The 16,817-nt window shown below is 41.8% G+C and carries 9 protein-coding genes, 3 tRNA genes and 3 rRNA genes; 14 read left to right on the forward strand and 1 reads right to left on the reverse strand.

The window, feature by feature from the left end; genetic code table 11:
* The first annotated feature begins 431 nt into the window (after positions 1 to 431).
* The 14 genes from bioB to ACQ4KW_RS00125 all read left to right on the forward strand — a co-directional run bounded on the left by bioB (position 432) and on the right by ACQ4KW_RS00125 (position 16,291).
* Positions 432 to 2,114 carry a biotin synthase BioB gene (gene bioB / locus ACQ4KW_RS00060; protein ID WP_430884525.1) on the forward strand — a complete coding sequence of 561 codons (1,683 nt, stop codon included), beginning with the start codon at positions 432 to 434 and terminating at the stop codon, positions 2,112 to 2,114.
* 661 nt (positions 2,115 to 2,775) lie between these two features.
* A 16S ribosomal RNA gene (locus ACQ4KW_RS00065) occupies positions 2,776 to 4,307 on the forward strand.
* Positions 4,308 to 4,376: 69 nt separating this feature from the next.
* A tRNA-Ala gene (locus ACQ4KW_RS00070) sits at positions 4,377 to 4,452 on the forward strand.
* Positions 4,453 to 4,701: 249 nt separating this feature from the next.
* A 23S ribosomal RNA gene (locus ACQ4KW_RS00075) occupies positions 4,702 to 7,614 on the forward strand.
* Between the two features lie 216 nt (positions 7,615 to 7,830).
* Positions 7,831 to 7,947 (forward strand): 5S ribosomal RNA (gene rrf, locus ACQ4KW_RS00080).
* The 16S, 23S and 5S rRNA genes sit together here with 3 tRNA genes alongside, the layout of an rRNA operon.
* Positions 7,948 to 8,029: 82 nt before the next feature.
* Positions 8,030 to 8,114: transfer RNA gene (locus tag ACQ4KW_RS00085), tRNA-Leu, on the forward strand.
* 6 nt (positions 8,115 to 8,120) lie between these two features.
* Positions 8,121 to 8,195, forward strand: a tRNA-Gly gene (locus ACQ4KW_RS00090).
* A 497-nt stretch (positions 8,196 to 8,692) separates the two neighbouring features.
* A complete protein-coding gene (locus ACQ4KW_RS00095; protein ID WP_430884526.1) occupies positions 8,693 to 9,901 on the forward strand; it encodes an MFS transporter in 1,209 nt (402 codons plus the stop codon).
* Positions 9,902 to 10,401: 500 nt separating this feature from the next.
* A complete protein-coding gene (locus ACQ4KW_RS00100) occupies positions 10,402 to 11,061 on the forward strand; it encodes a GntR family transcriptional regulator (protein WP_430884527.1) in 660 nt (219 codons plus the stop codon).
* Positions 11,062 to 11,266: 205 nt separating this feature from the next.
* Positions 11,267 to 11,779, forward strand: a complete 513-nt coding sequence (locus ACQ4KW_RS00105; protein WP_430884528.1) for a transcription repressor NadR — start codon at positions 11,267 to 11,269, stop codon at positions 11,777 to 11,779.
* Positions 11,780 to 11,881: 102 nt separating this feature from the next.
* Positions 11,882 to 12,796: a quinolinate synthase NadA gene (nadA, locus tag ACQ4KW_RS00110; RefSeq protein ID WP_430886518.1), complete on the forward strand. Its 915-nt coding sequence runs from the start codon at positions 11,882 to 11,884 to the stop codon at positions 12,794 to 12,796.
* A gap of 42 nt (positions 12,797 to 12,838) precedes the next feature.
* Positions 12,839 to 14,365 carry an L-aspartate oxidase gene (gene nadB, locus ACQ4KW_RS00115; protein WP_430884529.1) on the forward strand — a complete coding sequence of 509 codons (1,527 nt, stop codon included), beginning with the start codon at positions 12,839 to 12,841 and terminating at the stop codon, positions 14,363 to 14,365.
* Positions 14,362 to 15,195, forward strand: a complete 834-nt coding sequence (gene nadC / locus ACQ4KW_RS00120) for a carboxylating nicotinate-nucleotide diphosphorylase (RefSeq protein ID WP_430884530.1) — start codon at positions 14,362 to 14,364, stop codon at positions 15,193 to 15,195. Before nadB ends, nadC begins: the two co-directional genes overlap by 4 nt.
* 64 nt (positions 15,196 to 15,259) lie before the next feature.
* Positions 15,260 to 16,291, forward strand: coding sequence for a PTS transporter subunit IIC (locus ACQ4KW_RS00125; protein ID WP_430884531.1), 1,032 nt, complete (start codon positions 15,260 to 15,262; stop codon positions 16,289 to 16,291).
* Between the two features lie 120 nt (positions 16,292 to 16,411).
* On the opposite strand, the gene ACQ4KW_RS00130 is transcribed toward ACQ4KW_RS00125, so the two are convergent.
* The gene (locus ACQ4KW_RS00130; RefSeq protein ID WP_430884532.1) at positions 16,412 to 16,621 is read right to left on the reverse strand and encodes a uracil-DNA glycosylase; all 210 of its coding nucleotides are present in this window, start codon (positions 16,619 to 16,621) and stop codon (positions 16,412 to 16,414) included.
* Between the last annotated feature and the right edge of the window lie 196 nt (positions 16,622 to 16,817).

Consider the following 16,817-nt stretch of genomic DNA (forward strand, 5'->3'; position numbering starts at 1 on the left):
TGAACACCTCCAAAATTAGCTATAGTCATTATAATATAGTGGTTTCAAAGATTCAACTTTAGAGAGGAAACCCACTATAGTATTTTATACTCTATAATTTCATTGTATATTGTTTAATACTAGAATGGCACATAAAATTCAAGGTTTATAAAATGATTCATAAAAAAAATACAATATATATAAATATATTGTTATATTGACAATTTTTCAGCATATAGCTATCATGTAGACAACGAGAAATCGTTACAAAGTATTGGGGACTCCCATTACTTTGCTTCCTTAATGAAATGAATGCCAAACGAAAAACACTCTGGTTGCATGCCGGGGTGTTTTTTATTTTAGCATCATTGTTAACTTAAAACATTTTAAAAGTTGACAATAATACTAAAATTGATAAAATAGTCTCAAATACAGTGGATGAAGGAGAAGCTATGAAACCAGAAGACTACTTTTCGAATTTAGAAGAATTTAAAGGCTTGACATATGAACAAGCACTTGAACTTTTACAGACATTTGAGAACGATGCAATAGATATGCAAACACTTGGATCAGTCGCTGAAAAAATACGACAGATTCATTTAGGCAATAAAATGGACCTTTGCTCAATAATGAATGTTAAAAGTGGTTCTTGCTCTGAAGATTGCAAATTTTGCGCTCAGTCAGCACACTATGAAGCGCCTTCAGAGCATTTTGACTTAAAGTCTCAAAATGAAATAGTAATGGAAGCCAAGAAAATGGAAGCTTCAGGAGTGGATAAGTTCAGTTTAGTAAGCAGTGGTGGTTATTTAGATAATGCAGACTTGCCCCATTTGATATCTGCATACCAAGCTGTGGAAAAAGAAACAGAATTAAGTCTTTGTGCATCTCATGGCATTCTAACGCGTCTACAAGCTCAGGCGCTAAAAAATGCTGGTGTTAAGAGATATCATCACAACTTAGAGTCTTCCAGAGATTTTTACAATAAGGTCTGTACCACTCACACTTATGATGAAAGAATAAAAACAGTAGAAAATGCTAAAAATGTGGGTTTAGAAGTATGTTGTGGAGGAATATTTGGCCTAGGAGAAACAATGAAAGACAGAATAGATATGGCTTTTGAAATTAAAAAGTTAGGTGTGCAGTCTGTACCTATAAATGTTCTAAATCCAATACCAGGTACCCCTTTTGAATCTAATGCTGCACAAAGTGAAAAGAGTCTACTTTTTATGACCATACTTTATCGATTAATCTTACCAAAGACTGAAATTAGATTTGCAGGCGGTCGAAATAAGTTGGGGACTTCAGCAAAAGTTGCATTCAAAAATGGAGTGAATGGTGTGTTAACCGGTGATTTTTTAACGACAACAGGAACAAATATTGAGTCGGATAGGCGACTATTTGAAAAATTGGGTTTTGAGATAAAAGGAAGCGGGGGTAAAGCAATGAATGGCGTATTTGTTGTAGGAACGGATACAGATGTGGGAAAGACTTTTGCTTCAGCACTCCTTATCCAAGCACTAATGAGTGGGGGTATAGTTCCTTACTATTTAAAACCAGTGGCCAGTGGTGGTCGTGTTGATATTGATACGATCAGAAATCTAACGGGTATCACTGAGTTTCAATCAAGTTCACCAATTGTATTTGAAACACCATGTTCCCCACACTTGGCAGCAGAGTTGGAAAATCGGCAAAGCTTGAGCAAAGAAAGTCTCAAAACTCAAGTTATAGAGAAATGCAGAACCACTTTAAAGGAAAATAAGTTCACCATTATTGAAGGCGCAGGGGGGATCGTGGTTCCTATTCAAAGGCAAGGGTTCGATTTATATCATCTAGTAAAAGAAATGGACCTTCCTGTGATTATTGTAACGCGAACGGGTGTTGGAACAATCAATCACACAATGTTAACCCTTGAATATTTAAAAGCCAAGCAGATAAAAATTACAGGGATAGTTTTCAACGGATTTGAGAATACGATATATGAAGAGGATAATATAAGACTTATAAAAGAAAGAAGCGGTGTACCGATATTAGGTGTTATTCCTAAAATAAATCGAAGTATTGATAAAAAGGTCACGAAAGAATATGCAGAAAACCATATAGATCTAAGTTGTTTGCTTGAGAAAATGACAAACTAGACAATAGTATATATAGATGAAAAGATTCACCTATGTTTTTCTGATGTGTTATAAAGTGAATTCGAAACCTATTCCTAGGGCGTATTAGGCAATAGCTATGGTATTTTATGAATAATGTGAGCTTATATCATGAAATCAAGATTTAGAAAAATCATGTTTAAGGACAAATTCAATGGGCTATATATAGGAAGCAACTTGTTTCAAAATTGATTTTTAACAATAGCACACTTGACAAAGTATTTAGAATATTATTTCTTTAAAAATAGGGGTTGACGCTACCCTATAGCAGTGCTATTATAGTCAAGTACCGCATGACGCGGCACACGAAACACAAGGCACTAACTTAATAAGAAATGATTTAGAAATTCATATTTCGAAATTGCTTCTAAAAAAGTTTTTAAAAAGTGCTTGACAATTAACATCAACGATGTTAAGATAATTAAGTCGCCAGTTGATGGCGGCACACGAAAAATCAACATGGAATTAACATAAAACAAGTTGATTTCGGTCTTTGAAAATTAAACAGTATAGAATTATAACACGTTCAATTCTTTACCGCATCAAGACAAGGTCTAGATGCAAAACAATTGATTCGAAACGGATATAATGATAACAATAATTAGTCAGCATATCTGAGACGGACAAAACAATTTGAAACATTTTTTCAAAGAGTTTGATCCTGGCTCAGGATGAACGCTGGCGGCGTGCTTAACACATGCAAGTCGAGCGAGAAGCTTTTGACGGATCCTTCGGGTGACGGATGGAGTGGAAAGCGGCGGACGGGTGAGTAACGCGTGGGCAACCTGCCCTGTACAGAGGGATAGCCACTGGAAACGGTGATTAATACCTCATAAGACCACAGTGCTGCATAGCACAGGGGTAAAAACTCTGGTGGTACAGGATGGGCCCGCGTCTGATTAGCTAGTTGGTAAGGTAACGGCTTACCAAGGCGACGATCAGTAGCCGACCTGAGAGGGTGATCGGCCACACTGGAACTGAGACACGGTCCAGACTCCTACGGGAGGCAGCAGTGGGGAATATTGCACAATGGGCGAAAGCCTGATGCAGCAACGCCGCGTGAACGATGAAGGCCTTCGGGTTGTAAAGTTCTTTTCTTGGAGAAGAAAATTTGACGGTATCCAAGGAATAAGCCCCGGCTAACTACGTGCCAGCAGCCGCGGTAATACGTAGGGGGCAAGCGTTATCCGGAATCACTGGGCGTAAAGGGAGTGTAGGCGGTCAAGCAAGTCAGGGGTGAAAGGCATCGGCTCAACCGATGTAAGCCTTTGAAACTGTTTGACTTGAGTGCAGGAGAGGTAAGTGGAATTCCTAGTGTAGCGGTGAAATGCGTAGATATTAGGAGGAACACCAGTGGCGAAGGCGACTTACTGGACTGTAACTGACGCTGAGGCTCGAAAGCGTGGGGAGCGAACAGGATTAGATACCCTGGTAGTCCACGCCGTAAACGATGAATACTAGGTGTCTGGGGTCGAACCTAGGTGCCGCAGCTAACGCATTAAGTATTCCGCCTGGGGAGTACGCACGCAAGTGTGAAACTCAAAGGAATTGACGGGGACCCGCACAAGCAGCGGAGCATGTGGTTTAATTCGAAGCAACGCGAAGAACCTTACCAGGTCTTGACATACAGATGACCGGTCCTTAGCCGGACCTTTCCTTCGGGACATCTGATACAGGTGGTGCATGGTTGTCGTCAGCTCGTGTCGTGAGATGTTGGGTTAAGTCCCGCAACGAGCGCAACCCTTATTTTTAGTTGCCATCAGGTTAGGCTGGGCACTCTAAAGAGACTGCCGTGGACAACACGGAGGAAGGTGGGGATGACGTCAAATCATCATGCCCCTTATGATCTGGGCTACACACGTGCTACAATGGTCGGTACAACGGGCAGCGAAGGGGTGACCTGGAGCAAATCCTATAAAGCCGATCTCAGTTCGGATTGCAGGCTGCAACTCGCCTGCATGAAGTTGGAGTTGCTAGTAATCGTGGATCAGAATGCCGCGGTGAATGCGTTCCCGGGTCTTGTACACACCGCCCGTCACACCATGGAAGCTGGGGGCGCCCGAAGCCCGTGATCCAACCCCTTGTGGGAGGAAGCGGTCGAAGGTGAAATCAGTGACTAGGGTGAAGTCGTAACAAGGTAGCCGTATCGGAAGGTGCGGCTGGATCACCTCCTTTCTAAGGAGAACGTACTCTATACTGTTTAATTTTGAGAGACTAAAATCTCTTACGCATATCTAATAATATGGGGGTATAGCTCAGTTGGGAGAGCACCTGCCTTGCACGCAGGGGGTCGCAAGTTCGAATCTTGTTACCTCCACCATTTAACCCTTTTTAGGGTATGATCTTCTTGAAAGTTGAGAGGATCATTTAGATTGAACCTTGAAAACTGCATATGAAATAAATTAGAAGACGAAAACGTATCAAACCAAGATAATTAAAACTAAGTTTTGAGAATTAAGGGAAGATACAGTTTCACTGAGGTAAACAAAACTCAAACTCGAATAATTACTCATTGATTAATATCAAGAGAACAGTTTATCGAAAATAACTTAGGTTATTTAAGAAAATTGGTCAAGTTAATAAGAGCATAGGGTGGATGCCTTGGCACTAAGAGCCGATGAAGGACGTGGTAAGCTGCGAAAAGTCTTGGGGAGCTGCAAGCGAGCGTTGATCCAGGAATGTCCGAATGGGGAAACCCGGCTACTGTAATAGGTAGTCACCGTGCACTGAATACATAGGTGTACGGAGGGAGACTCGGGGAACTGAAACATCTAAGTACCCGAAGGAGAAGAAAACAAAAGTGATTTCCTAAGTAGCGGCGAGCGAACGGGAAGCAGGCCAAACCAGAGACTACGGTTTCTGGGGTTGTGGACGCATCATAAGTGATGGCGGTATTCTAGTCGAAGAGGTTTGGAAAGACCCACCGAAGAAGGTGACAGTCCTGTAGACGAAAGAAGAAGGCCCACGATGCGCACCAGAGTACCACGGGGCACGTGAAACCTTGTGGGAAGCCGGGAGGACCATCTCCCAAGCCTAAATACTCCTTAGTGACCGATAGCGCATAGTACCGTGAGGGAAAGGTGAAAAGAACCCCTGTCGGGGAGTGAAAAAGAACCTGAAACCCTATGTTTACAAGCAGTCGAAGAACTTTATATGTTCGACGGCGTACTTTTTGTAGAACGGGCCAACGAGTTACGTTATATAGCAAGGTTAAGGTGTTCAGCACTGAAGCCGTAGCGAAAGCGAGTCTGAAGAGGGCGTATAGTTGTATGGCGTAGACCCGAAACCGGGTGACCTATCCATGAGCAGGGTGAAGCTGAAGTAAAATTCAGTGGAGGCCCGAACCCATATCTGTTGAAAAAGGTTGGGATGACTTGTGGATAGCGGAGAAATTCCAATCGAACTCGGAGATAGCTGGTTCTCCCCGAAATAGCTTTAGGGCTAGCCTTGATGTGAGTGACGCGGAGGTAGAGCACTGACTGTCCTAGGGGGCTTCACCGCCTACCGAAGACTATCAAACTCCGAATGCCGCAGTCATATAATCAGGAGTCAGACTATGTATGATAAGATTCATGGTCGAGAGGGAAACAGCCCAGACCGTCAGCTAAGGTCCCAAAGTCCAAGTTAAGTGGGAAAGGATGTGGGGTTGCTTAGACAACTAGGATGTTGGCTTAGAAGCAGCCATTCATTTAAAGAGTGCGTAATAGCTCACTAGTCGAGTGACCCTGCGCCGAAAATTACCGGGGCTCAAACTTGGCACCGAAGCTACGGCAACGTTTAGACGTTGGGTAGGGGAGCATTGTATACGGGCAGAAGCTATACCGTAAGGAGTGGTGGACTGTATACAAGAGAGAATGTTGGCATGAGTAGCGAGAGGCAGGTGAGAATCCTGCCCGCCGAAAACCTAAGGTTTCCTGGGGAAGGTTCGTCCGCCCAGGGTTAGTCAGGACCTAAGCCGAGGACGAAAGTCGTAGGCGATGGACAACTGGTTAAGATTCCAGTACCACCGAAAGTCGTCTGAGAGACGGAGTGACAGGGAATGCAAAACGATCGCACCGATGGATGTGCGTCCAAGCGTCAAGTGAGAACCGGTAGGCAAATCCGCTGGTTTAATTGCAAGGCGTGATGGGGAGCGAAAAATAAGTAGCGAAGTCGTTGGAGAGTCCTTCAAGAAAAGCTTCTATCGAGACCTAGGTGCCTGTACCGTAAACCGACACAGGTAGGAGAGTAGAGAATACTAAGGCGAGCGAGATAACCATTGTTAAGGAACTCGGCAAAATGACCCCGTAACTTCGGGAGAAGGGGTGCCGCATTAGGGTTAACGCCCGAAGCGGCCGCAGAGAACAGGCCCAAGCAACTGTTTACCAAAAACACAGGTCTCTGCTAAGTCGAAAGACGATGTATAGGGGCTGACGCCTGCCCGGTGCTGGAAGGTTATGAGGAGAGGTTAGCGTAAGCGAAGCTTTGAATCGAAGCCCCAGTAAACGGCGGCCGTAACTATAACGGTCCTAAGGTAGCGAAATTCCTTGTCGGGTAAGTTCCGACCCGCACGAAAGGCGTAATGATTTGGGCACTGTCTCAACAATGGACTCGGTGAAATTGTAGTACCGGTAAAGATGCCGGTTACCCGCAGCAGGACGGAAAGACCCCGTGGAGCTTTACTGTAGCTTGGCACTGGATTTTGGTATAGCATGTACAGGATAGGTGGGAGACTAAGAAGTATGCACGCTAGTGTGTATGGAGTCACCGTTGGGATACCACTCTTGCTATATCAGTGTCCTAACCGTGCGCTGTTATCCAGCGTCGGGACAATGTCAGGTGGGCAGTTTGACTGGGGCGGTCGCCTCCTAAAAAGTAACGGAGGCGCTCAAAGGTTCCCTCAGTGCGGTTGGAAATCGCGCGAAGAGTGCAAAGGCAAAAGGGAGCTTGACTGCGAGACATACAGGTCGAGCAGGGACGAAAGTCGGACTTAGTGATCCGGCGGTACCGAATGGAAGGGCCGTCGCTCAACGGATAAAAGCTACCCCGGGGATAACAGGCTTATCTCCCCCAAGAGTCCACATCGACGGGGAGGTTTGGCACCTCGATGTCGGCTCGTCTCATCCTGGGGCTGTAGTCGGTCCCAAGGGTTGGGCTGTTCGCCCATTAAAGAGGCACGCGAGCTGGGTTCAGAACGTCGTGAGACAGTTCGGTCCCTATCCGCTGTGGGCGCAGGAAATTTGAGAGGAGCTGTCCTTAGTACGAGAGGACCGGGATGGACATACCTCTGGTGTATCTGTTGTTCCGCCAGGAGCACTGCAGAGTAGCTACGTATGGACGGGATAAGCGCTGAAGGCATCTAAGCGCGAAGCCCCCCTCAAGATAAGATTTCCCATCCTTTATGGAGTAAGACCCCTGATAGACTAACAGGTTGATAGGTCCAAGGTGTAAGTGCAGCAATGTACTCAGCTGATGGATACTAATAGGTCGAGGACTTGACCAATATAGATTTTGAGTCATTCCAACGTGAAACGAATCTTCTAAAATATTATCATGTGCAGTTTTGAAGAGTTCAATCTCTTTAAATACTGAAGTGTTTAATACAAGTCAATCGAGGCGCATATCTGAAAGAGCGAAGGCGCGTACTGTGGTACGTAACTGAGTGAGAGAAGATGTGCAACGAAGAGTGACGCAGTAGAAAACATTTCAGACAATGAAATCCGGTGATGATGGCGAGGAGGCCACACCTGTTCCCATTCCGAACACAGCAGTTAAGCTCCTCAGCGCCGATGGTACTTGGCGGGCAGCCGCCTGGGAGAGTAGGTCGTCGCCGGTTTCATTTTTACATTTTTCGCGAAAGCGTGAATATTATTCTGCTTCGCGGCAGAATTTTTTTAGTTTAATGAATAAACACACATGCGGGTGTGGCGGAATTGGCAGACGCGCTAGATTTAGGTTCTAGTGTCAATAGACGTGGGGGTTCAAGTCCCTCCACCCGCACCAAATTTTGCGGAAGTGGCTCAGTGGTAGAGCATCGCCTTGCCAAGGCGAGGGTCGCGAGTTCGAATCTCGTCTTCCGCTCCATTTTGAAGGTTCTAAATCTATATGATTTGGAACTTTTTTTATTTGTATTTTTTATTGAATGAAATCGTCTAGACCGGTAGATATAGAAGTGTGTAGAAGAGAGAAGTAGATGAGAGTACCAGTTAATTTCGAAATATATACTAAATTATTTTAGGTGATATAAGTAATTTCTTTATTATCTTTATAATTTATGAAACAGGATTAAATTATGAAAGAAATTCACTGATTTTATTGCTTTCAGCCCCTTCTAAGACTATAATACAAAGAAATAAATGCATGAGTATTTTTATAGCAGTGAGAGTGCATCTAGGGTTCCGGTTTATTTAATGCAGGTCCGAGCGTTGCAATCCAGCTTAGCTGGACACACTTTTAGGATAAAAGCCTGAAGGACGAGTCTCTTAAAGAGTCTTGTTTTTTGGGCTTTTTTTATTCTAAAGTCTGAAACAGGGGGAGAGTAAGAAGAAAGAAGACTAGAAAAACAACTGGGGGGATTTAGAATGATTGACAAGTCAAATCGTACAATTCGAAGTTATTATCTATTCTCATCATTTAGTGATCTACTTATCATAGGTCCAATCATTGTATTATTTATGATTCATAAAGGCCTAAGCTTTACTGAAATTATGTTGCTCCAATCTGTATGCGCTTTATCTGTATTCTTCTTTGAGGTTCCAACAGGGGCTCTAGCAGACAAATTATCACGTAAGGTCAGCTTATGCCTTGGTGCTGTGTTTTATGCTCTAGGTCTGTTTATATACATTATCGGACATTCATTTTTTGCTTTTGCGATAGGTGAAATTATATTTAGTCTAGGCACAGCTATGAAATCTGGGGCAGATACGGCTCTTTTATATGATAATTTGAAGCATGAAGGCAGTGAAAATCGCTTCCAGGATATTTTAGGCAAGGGTCGAATGTATATGTTCATTACGCAGGGGATTGGCTCAATATTAGGCGCCTTTACTTATACCATTGACCCGAACCTACCAATGTGGATTTCTATTGCTTTTATGGGGGTTACCATAGGGGTTGTACTGGGGTTTGAAGAACATGCTTATAAGGATGACGCTGGAGTAGATCCAGTGACCTATATGGAGCAAATTAGAGACAGCGGTCAGTATGCCCTTAGACATAAAAAAATTCGTGCAGTTATTATTTATGCCATGGCATTTTTTATGTTCTTTAGAGCTGGATTTTGGTACTATCAGCCTTATATGGAAGCTGTGAATTTGCCAGTTTCATCTTTTGGTATATTCTTTTTTCTCTTTAATATGATTGCTGCTATAGCCAGTCATTACAGTGTTAGAATTATTAAGCGCACCCGGTCTTTTACAATGATATTTCTTGCCCTTCTAGTCATGGTATCTTATATGATACTGGGCACTGTAACGCTATGGGTCGGTGTGTTTGCCATAACACTTCAACAAGTTTCAAGGGGGCTTTATATGCCTGTTATTAATAAATATGTGAATAAGCATATTCCTTCAGAGAAAAGGGCTACTATCTTATCCTTTATAAGTTTGTCAACTGGTCTGGCTGCAGGTCTAACTTTACCGCTTGTAGGGTGGATAAAGGACCATAATAATATATTTAATGCCCACCTTATACTTGGTACAGGAATGTTCTTGGTCTTCATTTTAGTTAATGCATATTTAAACAAGCAATTGGGCAAAAAGAAAATGGCTAGCAAGCCTGCGAAGGCTTAGATATTGGCATTTCCAATTTTAAACTGGAAATGCCAATTGTTTATAACCATTTAACATTCGTTTTACAATCTATTTCTCCAAATATGAAATTACTTGATTTCTCATGCAAAATTGGCACATTAAAATGCAAGTTCATACATATTAACTTTCATAGAAATACATGTGCACCCGTCGAGAATTATCTCGAAATATATTGGCAATACTTAGATACAGCTAATTTGTATCAGCTGATAGTCATAATGGGACTGTGAATGTGAAGGATTTCTATTGTATTAATACATTTCTATAATTGTCTTCAATTATACAAGGATTATAATGTATACAATATTTCTAATGGTTTTATGGAATATATACAAATAAAAAATGAAAAAACGTCGAAATCGTTGGAATTTCAAGCCTTGAATCGTTGACACTCTATAGAAAGTAATATAGAATAAGATAGCAGTTTAATGTATAGAAATCAATACAATTGAGGCACAATATTTGGAGGCATTATTATAATGGACCTTTTTGATCAGAAGAAGGAGAATAAATCCTTAACTTCTATAATTTTTGAAAAAATACGTGAAGATATACTGAATGGCATGTACAATCCAGGCGAGAAAATCGTTGAGGCAAAACTTGCTGATGAGCTTGGTGTAAGTCGTACGCCTGTTAGAGAAGCGTTAAAGCAACTTGAATTGGATGGTTTGGTTGAAAATATTCCAAACAGAGGTGTTATCGTCAAGGGTGTTACAGCGCAAGATATAAAGGACATTTACACAATCCGTGAAGCCATTGAAGGTATTGCAGCGAAGTGGTCAGTGGAAAGAATGTCGCAAGAAGAGTTGGATAGTTTAAAAGAAATCTATGAACTTATGGAATTTTACACATTCAAAAAAGATGTTGATAAGATCTTTGAGCTGAATACAAGATTTCATGAACTTATTTATAATGCGACAAAGAGCCGTTTCTTGGAACACGTTCTAAGAGATTTTCAGTTGTTTATTAAGACAACGCGTTATGAATCGCTAAAGTCAGAAGGTCGAATGGATCACACCCTTCGTGAGCATAAAGAAATTCTAGATGCTTTTATTGACCGAGACGAGGAAAAAGCTGTTAAGAAAATTATTGAACACATTAGCCATTCAAAAGAAAATTTTGAAAAGCTAAACGCTTAATTATACTTTGAACAGAGTGAGCAAACAATTATAGATCACAAGATGAATCCCTGGTGCCCTGCATCAGGGATTTTTAACGGAGAGACTTAAAGTGTTAAATTATTATCCATATTGACGCGGGTGGTTCAAAGTAATAAAATGTTGTCGTTAACTGTGACAACACAAATCCAGTGTTTATTAAAGCGCATTCTGAAAGGAGATGTCCATGACACAATCCAGAAGAGATGCTATAAAAGAATTGCTCCATACTTCATCAGAGCCTGTCACGGGATCTTGTCTTGCTAAGACGTATGACGTAAGTCGACAGGTTATTGTGCAGGATGTAGCAGTGCTGAGAGCTTCCGGCCTCAATATTATTGCAGCATCCAACGGATATTTTATACCGAGAGAGTCAAGCAAGGGTCGGTTGATTAAAACAGTCGTATGCCAACATGATAGCAGTCGATTGGCTGAAGAGTTGAGCATTATGCTGGACTATGGTTGTAAGGTTTTGAATGTGATTGTTGATCATCCTGTTTATGGAGAAATCATTGGCCAACTTATGATCAGCACACCTACTGAACTTAGAGACTTTCTTAAAAAAGTGGATGCAGAAGATGCTCAGCCACTTTCTAGATTGACAGACGGGGAACATATTCATACAATAGAGGTGCCGAGCGAAAAAATATTTAAGGCTTTGGTACGCGATTTAAGAGATAGCAATTTTATTATAGATTAGCCGTAAGTGGCTTTTTATTTGGCCTCGAGGTGACAAGACACCTGTATAGTCATTGTGTTAGAATGACAGTTTTAAGTGCAATATGTGAAAGGAATGGAAGCAATGGATCAGATCCGTATGATAGAGGAAATCAAGCAATTAAAAGAAGAAAAAAATGCAATTATATTGGCACATAATTATCAGATTCCTGAAGTACAGGACATTGCAGATGTGGTTGGTGACTCCCTTAAATTGAGTCAGGTTGCTGCAGAAACAAACCACGATATGATTATTTTCTGTGGTGTGCATTTTATGGCGGAAAGCGCTAAAATTCTGAGTCCTGAAAAAAAAGTCATTCTACCAGTTCTTGAAGCTGGATGTCCTATGGCGGATATGGTTACAGGAGAGGACTTGGCTGAATTCAAGGAGAAAAATCCTGGAGTACCGGTTGTCACATACGTTAATTCTTCAGCAGATGTAAAGGCACAGAGCGACATATGCTGTACGTCTTCTAATGCTGTAAAGGTTGTTGAATCTTTAGGGGCTAAGAAGATTTTATTTGCACCCGACAGAAACTTAGGACACTGGGTTCAGCAGAAAGTACCTGGAACTGAGATTATGAGATGGGATGGGTTTTGTATCACCCATGAGCGTGTTAACCTGAGGGAAGTGGAAGCCAGCCGTCAACTAAGACCTGGCACACCTATTCTTGTTCATCCAGAATGTAATCCGGCTGTGGTTGAACAGGCTGATTTTGTTGGGAGCACAGCACAAATTATTGAACACGTGAAAAACTCAGATGAGAAGTCCTTTATTATAGGTACAGAAATGGGGATTCTTCACACTTTAAGAAAGCTGTGTCCAGATAAGCATTTTAGAGTTTTATCAGGTCACTTGACTTGCTATAATATGAAAAAAACCGGTCTTGAGAATGTTTACAATGCCATTAAAAATGAAACATATGAAATCACTGTGGATGAGGATGTTCGTAAAAAGGCATTTAATGCTCTGGACCGCATGTTGAAAGTAACAAAATAATTGACTTCACTTGGGAATAAATTGAGATAAATAGGTGATGGAATGACTAGACGATACCTGATGGATTTTAAGGTGGATTTACAAGAAACTGAATCATATGATTGTATTATTATCGGATCAGGTATAGCAGGTCTATTCACAGCCTTATCCCTCCCAGATAACTACCGTATTCTCATACTGACAAAATCAGACCTCATGGACAGCAACAGTCGTCTTGCTCAAGGTGGAATAGCAGCGGCTATGTCAGAAAGTGACTTAGAGCCACATATTGCTGACACCTTAAAGGCTGGGAGTTCATATAATGATTTGAGCGCTGTTAAAACCATGGTGGAAGATGGTCACAAGAGAATTAAAGATCTTTTGTCATTGGGTGTGGAACTTGATAGAAGTGAAGATGGGGTTCTTCTTGCAACAAAAGAAGGAGGCCACAGTGCACGACGTGTCCTACACTATAAGGACTACACTGGAGAAGCGGTAACGCGTGGACTTTTAGAAGCTGCGCAGGGAAAAGAAAACATCCAATTTGCTCAACATACACTAGCCGTTGATATCCTTGAAAAGGATAATGAGGCAGTCGGTGTCATAACAGCACTCGGGGGAGTGCCTAAGGTATTTTCTAGTCGTAAGGTCGTTTTAGCCACAGGGGGAATCGGCGGACTTTATGATGCTACAACAAATACTGCAATATTGACAGGTGACGGTTTAGGTATGGCGTTACGAGCGACGGTTCGCATAAAAGACATGGAATTTATTCAATTTCATCCGACTGCCTTTCATCAAAATAATAAAACATTTTTAATATCAGAAGCTGTACGAGGAGAGGGTGGACATCTTATCAACTCCAGGGGTCAGCGGTTTATGAATGGGCTTCATCCCATGAAAGAACTAGCGCCTCGTGATGTCGTCTCTAAGGCCATGTATGATCAAATGAACAGTGGGGCCTCTATTTATTTGGATGTGCGCCATTTGGGGCATGGGTTTTTAACTAGGCGTTTTCCGACCATATATGAAAACTGTTTGCAAGCTGGTTTTGATATGGCTAAGACACCTGTTCCTGTTCAACCAGTCCAGCATTATATTATGGGCGGTGTGGAAACAGATACAGAAGGAAGAAGCAGTTTAAAAGGCTTATATGCCTGCGGTGAGGTAGCTCGAACAGGTGTACACGGAGCCAATCGTCTTGCAAGCAATTCTCTTTTAGAGGCTATTGTATACGCTCGACGGGTGGCAAAAACCATTGAAACGTCTCATGATAATAGACCTATTTGCGGGTGTATTGTGTCAAACAACAAGGCCAATAATAAGATTGATTCACAAGCAATAAAAAAAGCGGTGCGCAATACATTGTCAAAATCAGCCTTTATAATTCGTGAACCAAAGCGGATTTATGATGGCCTTAAGGATATCGAAAGCATAAAAAAACATGTGGATTTGAGTGCCGTGACGACGACAGATGAAGTGGAAGCAGCCAACATGGTTGCTGTGGCAGAGCAAATACTGATGGCTGCCAGTGCTAGAAAAAATACACTGGGGAGTCATATTGTTTATGATAAAGGAGAACAATCGTGAAATTTTTAGGCTTAGAGGCTCAAATCGACAAATGGCTTGTTGAAGATATGCCATACATGGATATAACCACTGATTTACTAGATATTGGTGACAAATCAACCCGAGCTGAGGTAAGAGCCAAGGCAGAAGGGGTCATTGCAGGTTTGGAGGTTTTTAAAGCTGTTTTTTTGAGAGTGAATCCGAGTTTTGAAATTCGTTTTCATATTTCAGAAGGGGATAGAGTGGAAAACAAAACCTTAATTGCTGAGGTTGAAGGTCCGGCAAATGACATGTTAAAAGCTGAACGGCTGGCTCTTAATCTTCTTCAGAGAATGTCTGGTATAGCCACTATGTCTGAACGTTTTTCCAGTGCTGTTAAGCCTTACAACACGAAAATTGTGGACACACGGAAAACAACACCTGGCTTGAGACAGCTTGAAAAATATGCAGTTCGTGTGGGAGGCGCTTTTAATCACAGATATAGTTTATCGGATGCCGTCATGATAAAAGACAATCATATTAAGGCTTCTGGTGGTATTACCAAGGCGGTAGAGTCCATTCAAAGTAAACTTGGTCATACCACAAAAATTGAGGTGGAAGTGACAAACCTAAAGGAGCTTAGAGAGGCTTTCGAAGCGGGTGCAGATATTGTTATGCTTGATAACATGACCAATGATATGATGAAAAAAGCGGTAGAAGAATTCGGGAATAAAGTTGTTTTAGAGGCTTCTGGTGGTGTCACTCTAGAAACGGTTGAAGGCATAGCAGCCACTGGTGTTCATGTTGTTAGTGTTGGTGCACTGACACATTCGTACAAGTCATTAGACATTAGTATGAATATAGCCCTTTAGATACATGCACTGGAAGATATATATTTAAAATCACTATAGACAAGTATTTATAAAAGAGGTTATGATGAAGTCATTCAATTTAAGAGAATATTTGATTAAAACATTAAATGGTATGGCTCTTGGCCTTTTCGGATCACTTATTATTGGGCTTATCTTGAAGCAAATAGGTGATTTTACTGGACTAGAGCATTTAATTACATACGGCCGTGTGGCACAGTACATGATGGGACCAGCTATTGGTGCTGCTGTTGCATATAGCGTTGGGGCTTCACCTCTGGGTATATTTGCCAGTGTGGTCGCAGGGGCTATTGGGGCTGGTACATTGAAACAAGCTGAAACAGGGGCATTTGTTGCATCTATAGGGGAACCCATGGGGTCCTTTGTTGCGGCCCTTTGTGCAGCTGAGTTTTCAAAAGTTATTTCTGGTAAGACCAAGGTGGATATAGTCCTTGTTCCAGCCTTGACAATAGTTGTTGGTGGCATGGTAGGTACTTTTTTAAGTCCTTGGATTGCCATGGTTATGAAGGCACTCGGTCAGCTTATTAACACAGCCACAGTGCTTCATCCTATCCCTATGGGAATCATTGTTGCCATGTTGATGGGCATGATTTTAACACTTCCAATTTCAAGTGCAGCTCTTGCTATTTCTTTAGGACTGTCTGGTCTTGCTGCCGGAGCGTCATTGATAGGCTGCTGTGCACAAATGATTGGATTTGCGGTGATTTCCTATAGAGAAAATGGATTTGGTGGTCTTATTGCCCAAGGTTTGGGCACATCTATGTTACAAGTTCCAAATATAATAAGAAATCCGTTAATTTGGCTTCCGCCGACGCTGGCAAGTGGTATAATAGGACCACTGGGGACAACAATTTTCAAAATGGAGTCCAACAGTATTGGCGCCGGTATGGGAACAAGTGGCCTGGTTGGTCAATTTGGAACCATCGCAGCCATGTCTGAATCAACACCAATGACAGAGCTCCTTTTTAAAATGGGACTGCTGCATTTTATACTTCCAGGAATTTTATCATTACTAATTTTCGAATTTATGCGAAAACGTGGTATGATAAAGACAGGCGACTTAAAGTTGCATTCGTAATATTGTGATATTCGGCAGAATGGTTGAACCGTTTTGTCTCCTTATATCAACTGAATCACTCACTTGTTTTGGAGACCGGAATCCCGGTCTCACTTTTTTTGCAGTGATTTAAGAGGTTGATTATACAAGTTTATCAAATCCGTTCTTTGATTTTTTTTTCGGTTTAACTTCCTTTGGTGTAAATGCCTTGCACTGCTCACCAGAGCTTTTATATACAGAAACAGAAGGCAAGACCTTTGATTTAAAACCAAAGTACTTGCATCCGTAAGGTTTTTTTTGATCCCAAGTGATATAGAAAAAAACACATTTTCTACAGTTAACTTGTTTCATAGGGTTCGTCTCCTTTCATTCATATTATACACAATATCTAAAGGGATTATCCGATAGAATTCATGAAGCGGGCTAAGAGCCCTTTGGGACCTAGGGAGCCTCCGATGCATTAGAAGCATCTGTGCATGTCTTTCATCTGGAATTATTATTTGATTATGCACCCAGGGGTGAATAATTATTAACAGCCAATTGTTGA

The sequence above is a fragment of the Tianxiuia mixotrophica genome, assembly GCF_050596425.1.
Lineage (GTDB): Bacteria > Bacillota > Clostridia > Peptostreptococcales > Acidaminobacteraceae.